This is a genomic window from Levilactobacillus yonginensis (assembly GCF_003946265.1).
Taxonomy (GTDB): Bacteria; Bacillota; Bacilli; order Lactobacillales; family Lactobacillaceae; genus Levilactobacillus; species Levilactobacillus yonginensis.
On record NZ_RHNO01000003.1, the window covers coordinates 100,939 to 114,280 of the forward strand.

General features: G+C 49.1%; 10 protein-coding genes. 5 read left to right on the forward strand and 5 right to left on the reverse strand.

What is annotated here, in order from left to right; all coding sequences use genetic code 11:
- Positions 1 to 93: 93 nt before the first annotated feature.
- The 5 genes from EKM87_RS02655 to EKM87_RS02675 all read right to left on the reverse strand — a co-directional run bounded on the left by EKM87_RS02655 (position 94) and on the right by EKM87_RS02675 (position 5,737).
- Positions 94 to 753 (reverse strand): ABC transporter ATP-binding protein, encoded by a 660-nt coding sequence (locus EKM87_RS02655; protein ID WP_125681568.1) that lies wholly within the window; start codon positions 751 to 753, stop codon positions 94 to 96.
- A 12-nt stretch (positions 754 to 765) separates the two neighbouring features.
- A complete protein-coding gene (locus EKM87_RS02660; RefSeq protein WP_125681570.1) occupies positions 766 to 2,223 on the reverse strand; it encodes an ABC transporter permease in 1,458 nt (485 codons plus the stop codon).
- A gap of 180 nt (positions 2,224 to 2,403) precedes the next feature.
- Complete coding sequence (locus EKM87_RS02665; protein ID WP_125681572.1) at positions 2,404 to 3,573, reverse strand: AI-2E family transporter; 1,170 nt, start codon at positions 3,571 to 3,573, stop codon at positions 2,404 to 2,406.
- Between the two features lie 147 nt (positions 3,574 to 3,720).
- Complete coding sequence (locus EKM87_RS02670) at positions 3,721 to 4,368, reverse strand: hypothetical protein (RefSeq protein ID WP_125681574.1); 648 nt, start codon at positions 4,366 to 4,368, stop codon at positions 3,721 to 3,723.
- 19 nt (positions 4,369 to 4,387) lie between these two features.
- Positions 4,388 to 5,737, reverse strand: a complete 1,350-nt coding sequence (locus EKM87_RS02675; RefSeq protein WP_125681576.1) for a GH25 family lysozyme — start codon at positions 5,735 to 5,737, stop codon at positions 4,388 to 4,390.
- Positions 5,738 to 6,248: 511 nt separating this feature from the next.
- Between EKM87_RS02675 and purH the strand changes: the two genes are divergently transcribed.
- The 5 genes from purH to EKM87_RS02700 all read left to right on the forward strand — a co-directional run bounded on the left by purH (position 6,249) and on the right by EKM87_RS02700 (position 13,201).
- On the forward strand, positions 6,249 to 7,778 hold the full coding sequence (gene purH, locus EKM87_RS02680) for a bifunctional phosphoribosylaminoimidazolecarboxamide formyltransferase/IMP cyclohydrolase (protein ID WP_125681578.1): 1,530 nt from the start codon (positions 6,249 to 6,251) through the stop codon (positions 7,776 to 7,778).
- A gap of 192 nt (positions 7,779 to 7,970) precedes the next feature.
- Complete coding sequence (locus tag EKM87_RS02685; RefSeq protein ID WP_125681580.1) at positions 7,971 to 8,990, forward strand: glycosyltransferase family 2 protein; 1,020 nt, start codon at positions 7,971 to 7,973, stop codon at positions 8,988 to 8,990.
- An 11-nt stretch (positions 8,991 to 9,001) separates the two neighbouring features.
- Positions 9,002 to 11,068: a hypothetical protein gene (locus EKM87_RS02690; protein WP_125681582.1), complete on the forward strand. Its 2,067-nt coding sequence runs from the start codon at positions 9,002 to 9,004 to the stop codon at positions 11,066 to 11,068.
- A 115-nt stretch (positions 11,069 to 11,183) separates the two neighbouring features.
- Positions 11,184 to 12,041, forward strand: a complete 858-nt coding sequence (locus EKM87_RS02695) for a DUF3737 family protein (protein ID WP_125681584.1) — start codon at positions 11,184 to 11,186, stop codon at positions 12,039 to 12,041.
- Entirely contained in the window at positions 12,041 to 13,201 is a 1,161-nt protein-coding gene (locus EKM87_RS02700; protein WP_125681586.1) for a MalY/PatB family protein, read from the forward strand. The genes EKM87_RS02695 and EKM87_RS02700 overlap by 1 nt, the downstream gene beginning before the upstream one ends.
- Positions 13,202 to 13,342: the final 141 nt, after the last annotated feature.

Consider the following 13,342-nt stretch of genomic DNA (forward strand, 5'->3'; position numbering starts at 1 on the left):
GGATAAATCCTTACTTGTTAATTTATCCAATTTCCTCTGAATTTGCAAGGAAAAGCATCGGTCAACTCTCGCAGTAGTTGCCCGGTGTTTCCCTTAGGCTAGCTCTACAAACTGTTTATTCTCTAACCGAAATTGGTGATCACACTGATTCGCGACGTCCGGCTCATGGGTCACGATAATGACACATTTTCCTTGCTCATGTGCAATCTTTTGGAACTGTTGAATGACTTCTTTAGTATTATCTTCGTCTAAATTTCCTGTCGGTTCATCGGCCACGACCAGTTTTGCATCGCAACACATCGTCCGAGCAATGGCTACCCGTTGTTGTTGACCCCCAGAGAGGTGTTGGACGTTGCGCTCAGCTAAATCAGCCCCAATGCCCAAGTCGTTTAACACCTGCCGGGCATATGCTTTATCACCAGCGTGCGCCGCGTCCGTAATGGCCATGGCTGTGAGCAAGTTATTTAACGGCGACATATAGGTAAAGAGGTTGTAGGCCTGAAACACAATGGAAACATCGTGGCGGCGGAAGTTGGTCAAGCCAATTTGCTTAAGAGAACGATCATTTAATTTAATGTCCCCCTCCTTGGGCTTGTCCAACCCAGCAATCAACGATAGAAACGTGGTCTTTCCTGAACCAGAATGACCAAGAATGGCGTAGGACTGGCCAACGTCAAATTCCAGATCAATCCCCTGAAACAGCGGCTGGTCCTTATCCTGATACCAGTAACCCAAACCTTCTGTTTTTAACATGTGCATTCCTCCTTAGGAAATCAAAACTTTCTTCGGCTCTAGTCGGAGGATTCCGCCAGAAGCAATCATGATCGATAGGAACGTAATGGCTAAGCCAAAACCACCCAGTTCGGCCAGATTAACGGCGCTCACCGTCACCTCTAGTTTCGTGTCAGTTGCCTGCTTAGTTGTTTGGCTAGTGTTGCCAGGGCCACCATTGCCACCCCGCATGCCACTACCACCGTTACCGCTAGGTTCGCCACCGCCGGGTTGACCGGTACTGCTACTCGTCGTCTGCGTGGTAGTTGCACTCTGCGAGACTAACTGGGACCCTAGCTGATTACCGACAAACTTGCCACCAACACCGGCAATCGCCACGGCCACTACAATCACCATCAGCATTTCCGTAAAGAATTGGGCAATGACTTTCCACCGGGCTTCACCCAGAGACAGCAGCACGCCAATTTCAAAACGACGTTCCCGAATCATCAAGATGACGATCAGTGCCAGAATAATGGTTCCCGCGATAGCTACCAACCAAACGATCTTGTTGGCAAAGCCTTCTACGTTGTCCATAGATGCCTTGACCGTTTGATAGCTAGCATCATCGGTACTCAGCGAATACTTGCTAGTATTGATCAGCTTCTTACCCGCTGTCTTGACGCTGCTGACCTTAGCGGGATTGCTGACGTTAAAGGTCACAGAATCAGCCGTACCGGCGTATTTACTGCCCTTAAAGGTGTTGGCCAAGGTATATGACGTGTACATCGTGTTGGCTGGATCCGTACTCATTGGACTGGCAGCACTGGAACTTGTAGAGCTGGCCTTGTAGATACCAACGACTTTCAGTTTGACCTTATCCTTGTCGCCAGTGGCCTCCTTAACGGTAAGTGTGTCGCCGACCGTCAAATTATTCTGGCTTGCCAAGTCCTTTTCAATCACGACGTTGTTCGTATTCTTATCCGCCGCAGTAATGCCGCGGCCCTTGGTAATTTTGCTCTGCTTGTTGCTAAAAGCAGTGGTCAGGCTCGTTGCCGTAACCCCGTCGATCTGCGTATCACCTGTACTAGTCGACGATTTCATGCCACCAGGACCGCCACCGGTGCTACTGCCCATCCCCGTGCTCATGGAAACTGTATCGTAGGAACTGGCATTGACTGAGGTACTACTTGTGACATTGTAACCACTGATATTGCTAAGCTGAGCCACCTTAGCCGCATCACTCAGTTTTACTGGTGTCAGCGTCATCTTACTCGACTTACTGCTAGTCGTACGACTCTGCATTTTCTTAAAAGCTGCCTGCCGGTTTGCCGACAGCGTGACGGTCGCACCGACGTCCGCCTTTGCTTGACTGGTCGCCTTGACCGCCGCACTCTGAATCAGTAATCCTGCCAAGACAAACATTAAGATGGCGGACGAGACTAGGATCAGTAAGACTGACCGGCCCTTCTTCGCCCACACGTTTAACCAGGCCCGTTTGAAAAAATTCATTGGGGTCGCCTCCATTTCATAACATGTCGTTGATTATGGCAAACCGGACTTGTCGGAAACTTAAAGTCGCGACAAACGCCGCGTAAATTAAGCAACTCACTGGCCACAAAAAAACGACGAACCCCCGCGGGTCCGCCGTTTTACGTACATTTTTAACTTTATAACGTCATTAATAAATCGTTAAGGCTCAAACTCGTCTGGCGGTAAAACATCCGGGTAAAGCGACGAGAATTCTTGATACCAGGTGAAACCAGTCGTGGCCAATACCTTGAGGACCGCAAAACCAGGCACACCGAAAATCACACCGACCAGTCCGAACATCTTGCCGGCTGCCAGTAACACGAAAACAATTGTAATGGGATGCATCGCCAGGCTGTTCCCCATGATAAGCGGCGACAGAACCTGTGTTTCCAAGACCCATTCAATCAGATAGACGATGACCACGCCCAGTAGCATTGACGGGCTGGTGACCACCCCAATAATCAGGGCTGGCACCAAAGCAATGGCCGACCCGAAGTACGGAATCAAGTTCAATGGCCCTGCCAATAACCCAATCAGCAGTGCGTAACGCAACCCAATAATGGAATACCCCGTCGTAAAGATGATCATGACACACAGCGCCACGGTCAGTTGTCCTCGTACGTATGAACTAACCTTCACGTTCATCTGGTCCAACATCACGATGAACCGGTCACGGTAAGCGGTTGGTACGACCTGGCTCACAAATTTAGGGAACCGGGAACCGTCCTTCAACATGAAGAATAGAACCAACGGTGCCGTGATGATCGTGATGATCCAGTCTGAAACCGTCGTGACCACGTTGCCCAAAGAACTCAGAGTCCCCGTCAACAGATTCAATCCCCGCTTCGAGAAGTAGGTGGTCACCCGTTCGTTGATGTCGGTCAAATTTTTAGTCGACAGCCAGTGGTGTTCCTGGTTTAAATGATTGATGTTGCGCAGCATATCGTTGGCAAACTGAGGCAGCGCACCAATCGCCCCGGCAGTCTGCCGTGCTAGGAACGGAATCAGATTTAGAAAAATCAGGACAATAATGGCCGCTGTGAGAATCATCGCCGTGGCAATGGCGACCCCCTGCCGCATGTGCCAGCGACGCTCCATGAAGTGAACAAACGGGTCTAACACGTAGAACAGAATCCCCGCCACCACAACGGCTGGCATAGCAATGCCGATAAACTTCCACAGCGGATCAAGTAGTCCCGCGTTCTGAACGATTTCGTTGAGCACCAACAAGAATAGAAAAATATTTAATAGCAGAATCGTAATATGATTGTTTAAAAATCGCTTATAGAACCAGGAGAATCCCGATTCAGGTTGACGCAAATTATTCAATGCGACCCCTCCTGTAAGTATGCATAGCTTTAGTTTAAGGCTGGTAGGGGCTGGTGACCAGCCTTTTTTAACGATAGTCGCAAAAAGGGGCAGACCGCAGTCTAACCCCTTCAAAGCTATCATGTTAACAATTAAGGCATCAACAACTTAATTCGTCGTATTCTGAGCGACCTTCACCGTCGTATCGGCGGTAGTGCCACTAACTTTGTAAACCTGCTTACCGTCCTGCCAAGTCACGGAATTCGCTTCCTGATTCTCATCTTGACTGTAGACGGTCACCGCCCCAGTATCAGCACTCTTAGGAAGGGACTTCTTAGCAAGTTGCTGGTTGACCTGCTTAGCAAACTGGGTTGGTGTCCCCGACTCATCAGCATTGCTGGTAACGGCCGTCACCGACCAGTCGCCCTTGGTCCAGTGAACGTAGGTGTGTCCCATAGTACCCTGAACAACGGCCCGCGTTTGCTTGTTCAACTTAACCGTCGCACCATCTGCGCTTCCAACGTAGTCCACCTGGTCCTGCGCTGTACTCGTCGTGCCATAGGTTTTCTTCTGAAACGTTGCCGAATCATCGCTATTGGTTCTATCTGAATAAGTCACTTTATAGTTCTGCTTAGTCCCACTTGCACGATTAGCCGTCAGTTTTGTGCTGTCGGCACTGGCCGTTTTAGGGGCAGCCGTCTGGCCCACCGAACTGACATCATTGGCAGCGTGCATCTGAATCACAGTGCCAGAACCCAACGCCAGAAAGGCTAACGTAGCCGTTACAGCCGTCATGATCTTTGTTTTTCGTTGCATCTCTATTCAACCTCCTTCGCTATTCCGTTACGTGGCTCTGTAGCGCCGTCACGTATTTACCATTACTCAAGACAAAATAACGGGAACCAGTCGACCGCTTCTTCACACCCGTGACCGTCAACTTAGTCCCCTTCTTAACTGCCGTTGACCGACTAGATTTCTTGAAGGAAGACTTCGTGTATTCGTAGATTTTTTGCTTGGTCGTAATCTGTTTGGCAGACCCCAACGATTCGTAGTAGGCGTGATCAGAGTACTTGCTGTTCCCAGAAATGTACCCCAAATTGGTCTTGATTCGATAAGAATGACCACTCGGTGCCTTGACCACTTTTCCAGTGACCTTATCACCAGCCACGTAGTAACTCCCGGTCTTCTTAGTCAAAGCGGCATCGGAATAAATATTTAGCTTGTGCGTCAAATTAAAGGCCCCGTGTTGGCCAACCCAATAACCGGTAGCATCCTGAGAAAGGACCCACTTACCTAACGCACTGATGTACAGAGCTTGTTGCGATTTGGACTGGGTCAGACTCTTTACTTTAGAAATCTTGTAGAACTTCTGCCGGTCTGAAGACGCAATCGCCGAACCATCGGTATATTTCGTTGCGCCCTTATGTAGGTAGATGTGTTGGCCCGCTTTATAACTGCTATAAGCATACGTCACGTGGTCCAGCGCCGTCGTCACACCATCCGTCCACCAAGTAATTGGATGGACAGAGGTGACCGCCTTGCTGTTATCCGTGTACTCACTTAGCGCCGACAGGTAGTTGTGGTCCGTGTACTGCCATAAAGCATACGAAATCGTTGGCGTCGTTGAGTAGTTCGCAATCCACTGCGCATCAAAACTCTGTCGAGCTGTGTTGGCATAGCTTGTCGCAAACGATTGATAGGAATAGAAAATCAATTTTTTATTCGTCAACGCACTCATTTCCGTATACCAGGCCTTAACGGCGGCATTCGTGGTCCCAGAAGTCACGTCGTTTTCTTCAAAGTCCAAAACGTAAAATTGGGCATTTTTATTCGAACGATTGTAAAAATCCTTAGCCTCCTGCTTGGCACTAGCCGCACTGGTAAAGCGGGCGTAGTCGTATTCTCCAAACGGAATCCCATATTTCACATACAGGGACGTATTGTTCGCGGCATAAAGATCTTGATATGACGACCCGTATTGCCGCCGATTAATCACGAACGAAACCTGACTCTTTAAGTTGGCTACTTGGCTGGAAGACAGTTTGCCTTGCCATTCGGAAATATCCGGAATGGCCAAGGTACTGGCATGAGCAACTGTTTGACCGCCCAAGCCAATTCCAATGAGGGCACTCGCAGCAACAACAGCCTGTGTTAACCGCTTGGTCCAATGATAATTGATCAACATAACTTGGCACTTCCCTATTTAAATTTGGTGTGCCCTACTCCTATTGGTGCCCGTCACTTCCCCGACACCTAAAAACTCCCCGCTAACTGTTCACCACCTCGTTCCACCATCTTCTAAGATAGCCCTCTTAAATGTACCTAACGTAACAACGCGATTGCAGTTCAATTACCGCGTTTTACAATCATATTTATTACAGAAACGCCGTTAAATCAACGATATGCAGCATTGTTGGTATCTTAAATTAATTGTCATTACCATTAAAAACTAGAGTCCACGTAGATTAGGCACATTTCTTGCCATTGTTCGTGTTCAATAAAAATAATAATGTCGTTAATCTCTCTATAAGCTAAGTTATTAAAACGTTAGTTCGTTAAATTAGTTTGTAAATCAAGTCAAAGGAAGTTCGCGAGTTATCCATAATATACGAATATTTATATTTTGTTCTGGTTGATTGTTCAGAATAATTCGCGTATGATAAATCTAACGCAAAACGACTACAGGAGGTTACCTTATGCGCCGTGCCCTATTAAGTGTTTCCGATAAATCGGGAATCGTTGAATTCGCAAAAATGTTGACTGCCCACCAGTTTGAAGTTGTCTCGACTGGCGGTACCCAGGCCGTGCTGGCAGAAGCTGGCGTTGCCGTGACCCCCATTGAAGAGGTCACGCACTTTCCAGAGATGTTAGATGGCCGGGTCAAGACCTTGAACCCACTGGTCTTTGGCGGCATCTTAGCCAAGCGCGACAATCCAGAACACCAACAAACACTGGTTGACCACGATATTACACCCATTGACTTGGTCTGCGTCAATCTATATCCGTTTGCCCAGACAATCAGCCAACCCAACGTCACTTTGGAAAATGCCGTTGAACAGATTGATATCGGCGGTCCCTCACTCATCCGCGCTGCCGCCAAAAACTATGCGGACGTCTTAGTCGTCTGTGATTCAGCCGATTACGATCAAATTGGGGAAGCTCTCGAGAGTCACACGGACAACCTGCGGCTCCGCAAGCACCTGGCGGCCAAGGTCTTCCATCACACAGCCCATTACGATGCACTCATCGCCAACTACTTAACGGACGAGGCAAAGCCCGACACGCTGACCCTCACGTACGAACGCCAACAGGCACTCCGTTACGGTGAAAATCCGCAGCAAACAGCAACCCTTTACCGCGATTGTCAACCGGTACCCTTTTCCATTACTGCCGCAAATCAACTTCACGGGAAGCCGCTATCCTTTAATAATATCAAGGACGCCGACGCTGCCTTGGGCCTGATTCGTGAGTTTGAGGCGCCCACCGTCGTTGCCCTAAAGCACATGAATCCTTGCGGTATCGGGTCAGCCGACGTACTGGAAGCTGCTTGGGACAAGTGTTACGCCGCTGATTCCATGTCTATCTTTGGTGGCATCATCGTCTTGAATCGCCCAGTTGATCTCGCAACAGCCACCAAAATGCACAAGCTTTTCTTGGAAATCATCATTGCTCCTGGCTTTGATGACGACGTCTACGATTTACTCGCTAAGAAGAAAAATCTGCGTTTACTAACTGTCGACTTCGCCAACGCCAAAGATCCCGAAGCCGATGAGCTCGTCAGCATTCGTGGCGGACTATTACGACAAGAACGGGATGACGTCTTTGATGACCCCAACGAATTCAACGTTGTCAGTCACGCGCAACCAACTACTGACCAACTTGCAGCCATCGAATTCGGGCTAAAAGCCATTAAATTCGTCAAGAGTAACGCCATTCTGGTCAACACTGCTGATCAAACATTAGGTGTCGGCCCCGGCCAAATGAACCGAATCGATGCAGTTAAAATCGCCGTGGGTAAAGCTGAAGAAAAAGACCATTTCAATCAAGGTGTCTTGGTCTCAGACGCCTTCTTCCCAATGGATGATTGCGTTGAATATGCCGCCAAGCACGGTATCAAAGCCATCGCTGAACCTGGTGGTAGCATTAAGGACGAAGAATCCATTGCCATGGCGAACAAGTACGGTGTCGCTTTGATTTTCACTGGCAACCGTCACTTCCGTCACTAAACTTTAAATTTAATTCGGTTAGGCGTCATAGACTTGTGCTCTATGACGCCTAATTTACCCTCTCAGCCAATGTTAATCTCCCTTAAAAATCACTTATTTTTGGAAGACTTTTCACCTTTAACCCCGCAATCGGTTTATCATAGTAGCTATATAACAAGGGGCTCCAGGGGTCTTTGAGGGAGATAATTAAACATGAAACTAGTCAGTCAACCACGGCTAACCATTGTGGTGCCGTGCTATAACGAAGAACCTGTCCTGCAGACCAGTGCTCAGGTTCTCAACGGAATCTTACAAAAATTGATCACCACCAACCAAGTACGGCCAGATAGTAAAATTCTCTTCGTCGATGATGGCAGTCAGGACATCACGTGGGACTTAATTACCCAGTTGGGCCATCAGGATGCTGTTTTTACTGGTCTTAAATTCAGTCGCAACTACGGTCAGGAATCCGCGCTGATTGCCGGGATGGAAGTTGCCAATCGCTATTCCGATCTCATCATTACGATTGACGCCGATTTGCAGGATGACCCGCATATCATCCCCGACATGGTCGCCCAAGCGCAGCAAGGCATCGACGTCGTCTATGGCGTTCGTAACGACCGAGCTAGCGATTCCTGGTTCAAACGGACCAGTGCAGAGGGTTTCTATTGGTTCATGAAGAAGCTCGGTGTTGAGCTGGTTCCTAATCATTCAGACTTTCGATTGCTCACTAACCGCGTCGTGACTGCACTCATGGAATGTAAGGAAACCAATCCCTTTATTCGGGGGATCATTCCCCAACTGGGATTCCCATCTGCCAGACTTTACTACAAACGCCAGCCACGGCAGGCCGGTGAATCAAAATACCCGCTCCACAAAATGATTCAGTTTGCCCTGGATGGCATTCTATCCTTCTCCATTGCGCCGATCCGCATGGTCCTATACTTTGGGCTGCTAGTCTGTGGTGGGGCCTTGGTTATGTTGCTCTGGATTCTCATCCAACATGCCCATGGGGATGTCGTGACCGGTTGGAGTTCCATCATGCTCTCCGTCTGGTTCTTAGGCGGCTTTCAACTCATTGCTATCAGTATTATTGGAGAATACGTGGGTCGAACCTTCACTGAAGTCAAACACCGTCCCCGATTCATTATTCAGACCGACACTTACTCGAAAACATTTAAATCGACCGAACCAACCAAATTTAGACTCACGCATCACACAGTCACTAAATAAGGAGTCCGCTCATGAAAATTCGCCAACACTTAACCATTGGCTTAGGCGGTCTAATTAGCCTAACCCTATTCGCAGTCTTTGCTTTGGCACTCTGGCCAGTCGTTATTCGGGTGGATCACGACTGGCTCCAACCCTTAGCCTTACTGATTGGTTGCGCTATTTATCTAGGCGGTGTGGGACTCCTTTTTCGTGGCCTCCACCGTCTCAGTAAACGTGCCAACCAAGCTGTCACCATAGGGCTCTGGCTGATTCTACTGATTATCCAACTGTGGGTCGCAACTGCATGGGTTGCGGCGCCTCGAGCTGATTTATACTTTGTTCATCAGCAAGCCGTGTCGCTGCTCAAGGGAAGCTACGACTGGTTACCTTACTTCTACACCTACCCGAACAATGTTACTTATACCTTAGTTCTAGCTGGGTTATTAAAGCTAGCCAACACATTAGGCATTAACGACACTGGGGTCTTCCTAAACATCGTTCAGTTCATTTGGATTGACCTAGGTGTGCTGGTTATTTGGCGCGAACTCAAGCACCGTAATCCCGCCCGGTCCAACCTGCTCATGGTCCTCGTCATCACTGCTATTCCGCTATATGCGTATGGACTTAATGCGTACAGCGATACCGCAATTCTACCGTTGGCCCTCTTTGCCATCGTCGCGTTTAGACACCTGCGTCACGCTAATACGTGGCAACGAATTACCTGGTGGAGCATTCTACTGAGTTTAGTCTTAACCGCCGCACTACTGCTTAAGCCCAACTTTCTCGTTTTAATCATTGCAGCACTAATGGTCCTGTGGTTCCGCGCAAACCGTTCCCCTCATCAGGGAACAACTCGCGCTGTGGCAACCTTACTGCTGCTCGCTACATTGGTAACCGGCACCGGATTGGTCCACAACCTACAAAAATCCTACGGGTACCAAGTCGATAACGACCAAGCACTCCCGGTAATGAGTTGGGTTGCCATGAGCTGGAATCCCGACTACTACGGGCAATACAACCGTCACGACGTCACCCAAATGATGAAAGCTCCCACGAAGGAAGCCAAGGCGACGCTCGCCAAACAAACGCTGACCGACCGCCTACACCAACTGGGAACTGGCGGCATTCTCTACCATTTGATGCAGAAGGCGCGGCTCTTTATTGCCAATGGAACCTTTGATAGCTTTCAAATTAATCCCGCTTTTACCCGGGTACCTAACTGGTACCGCCAGCACCGAGCAACTAGTGATTGGTTCCTAGCAAACTGGTGCCAAATCAGTTATCTCGCCCTGCTCCTGGTCAACGCAGGCTGGGGCTTACAACAGATCCGGCGCCGTCACCTATCAACCGGTTACCTCTTAGGGGGTGTCTTCATCATTGGCCTGATCTGCTTCCACGTTATCTTCTGGGAAACTGAAGAACGTTACGCCTTACCGCTGCTTCCTTTGTTGCTAGCAGGAACCGCAGCCGGCTACCGTCAGCCCTTGAATATCCTCCATTATTCAGAGCGGTCGCGTTGGTTACCCCTTGGCATGGCGGCGGCCTTCACCGTGCTCCTTTCCTTGGCCGCTTGGCAAAGTAGCGGTCTCATGACGCATTCCAACAGCGAACCAGTCAGCGTCCTCAGTCAAAATGAGGGCCGCTACTATCAAAACCATCGCGTCCGGCTCAAGCCTAATGCCAGTCTGACCCAGCCATTTACAACCACGTTGCCGTTTGACCAACTAATCGTCAACAATGGCGAACGCTTTCCTGGCCAATTAACGTTAAAGAAAGCTAACGGTCGAACCGTCTGGCAATCCAAGGGGCGGGCCCCTCTACTGGCCCAAGTACTACCACTACAGCCAGCGGGTAAGTACACTTTAACCGTCACGAATCACGGTAAGCGACGGACCAAGCTCGTCACCGCGCCAGCCAATTACGACTTACTACCACAGTCTCTGATTGGTCGTCCTCACCAATACCTCCGTTTCGAGGTCCAGCAAAGCAGTGTGGCACCAGTTCTCTCCAATGGTAAGTTCTGGCTACTCTTTGGTGGCATGTGGTTAACTGGACTACTAGTAGTCGACCGTTTTTACTGGTATCGCCGTCATATTTAACTTTTTTTGCCAAAGGACTTGCCTTAAGGCCACTCTAAGGGACTACGATAATACGTATAGAGGTTAACCTCTTAAATCTAGTCCCCTCATCGGCAAAAAGGAGTCGAACCATATTTTGACAAAAACATTAAATCAGCAAACATTTACGGGCGAACGCGCCCTCTTTCAGGCCCACGACCTTCATATTACGAATAGCACCTTTGTGGACGGCGAATCCCCATTGAAACACGGGGCGAACCTCGCCATCGATCACACGATTTTCAAATACAAGTACCCATTGTGGTATACCAACAATGCCCAGCTCGACGACACAACGTGGCAACCTGATGCCCATGCTGGTATCTGGTACACCACCAACCTCACCATGAACAATTCAATGATCCGTGCCACCAAGACTTTTCGGCATGCTAGTTATCTCAAAATGAACGATGTAACCTTCTCAAACGCCGACGAAACACTCTGGTGGTGCGACCACGTAGAGTTGAATAACGTCACTGCAACTGGCGACTACTTTGGTATGAACAACGACCACGTGGTGGCTAACAATCTGAAAATTACCGGTAACTACGCCTTCGATGGGAGCAAGAACGTTGAGGTCCATAATTCCACGTTTATCACGCACGATGCCTTTTGGAACTGTGACAACGTGACCGTGTACGATTCCACCATCATCGGCGAGTACCTGGCTTGGAACACCAAGAACATCACCTTCGTCAACTGTTGGCTGGAAAGTGATCAGGGGCTGTGTTACGTTGAACACCTAACGTTAAAGAATTGTTCGCTGCTCAATACCGACCTGTCCTTCGAATACTGTTCAGATATCGATGCCGACATCAACACCACCATTGACAGTGTTAAGAACCCCATTAGTGGTAGGATTTCTGCACCAAAGATCGGCCAAGTAATCTTCGACGATCCACAGATTGACGCTTCGCGAACGACTATTACAACGACTGAGGAGGAACATAACTAATGCGTTATAACTTTTCTGAAATGGTCGACCGTCGCCACACTAGTTCTATCAAGTGGGACGTTAAGGACAACGAACTCCCAATGTGGGTGGCCGACATGGATTTTCGAACAGCTCCCGAAATCGTAGCGGCCATCAAACAAAAAGCAGATACTGGCATCTTTGGCTACGAAGAAGTGCCTGCCGCCTACTTTGAGGCAGTCCAACACTGGTATGCCACCGAACACGATTGGGCACCCAACACCGATTGGATGCGCTTTGTAACCGGTGTTGTCCCAGCACTTTCATCAGCTGTGCGCCGTATTAGTCACCTTGGCGATAACGTCCTGATCCAAGCGCCTGTTTACAATATCTTCTATAATTCCATTCTCAACAATGGCCGCCACGTTCTTTCCAGCGACCTAGTTGAAGATAACGGAAGTTACAGCATTGATTGGGCAGACTTAGAAGCTAAGATGGCGGACCCGCTCACCACTATGATGATTCTATGTAATCCACATAATCCAATCGGTCTCATCTGGCAACCGGCTGACCTCAAACGAATTGCGGACCTGGCTGCAGCAAACCACGTGACCGTCTTCGCTGATGAAATTCATGGCGATATTACCGACCCTGGATACGCCTACACGCCATTTGCATCCGTTAGTGATGCCGCTGCCATGAATAGTATTACCGCTGTGTCTCCCAGCAAAACCTTCAATGTCGCCGCCCTGCATGCGGCAACGTTAATCATCCCTAACGAGAACCTGCGTAACCAGGTCGACCGGGGAATCAACAGCGAAGAGTTGGCCGAACCCAACGCCTTTGCCGTTCCTGGAAGTATCGCTGCTTATACCAAGGGCGCTGACTGGGTGCACGAGCTAAACACCACTATCACGGCTAACAAGCAACTACTGACCAAATTTATCGGTAAACAGTTACCAAAGCTCCACGTGATTGCCGGCCACGCTACTTACTTGGTGTGGATCGACTGTCATGAAATTACTAACGACACCACTGCGCTCTGCGACCATATTCGGCAAACTACTGGCTTATACATTTCAGCCGGCGAAGTTTACGGTGGTGACGGCCATCGCTGCATTCGAATTAATGTTGCCTGTCCGGCTGAGCGCCTTGAAGACGGCCTGAACCGGTTGGCCAAAGGGGTGGCCAGTTTTAAATAATCAACGACTCGATGACGCTTGTTAACTAACTTAACGGGCGCCATTTTTCTAACCGTAGTCACTGCACAAATCTCAGACCGTTAAGCGCCAACTCATCCGCCGACCATGCTATACTCGTTGCAACGACTGATTATTGAACTC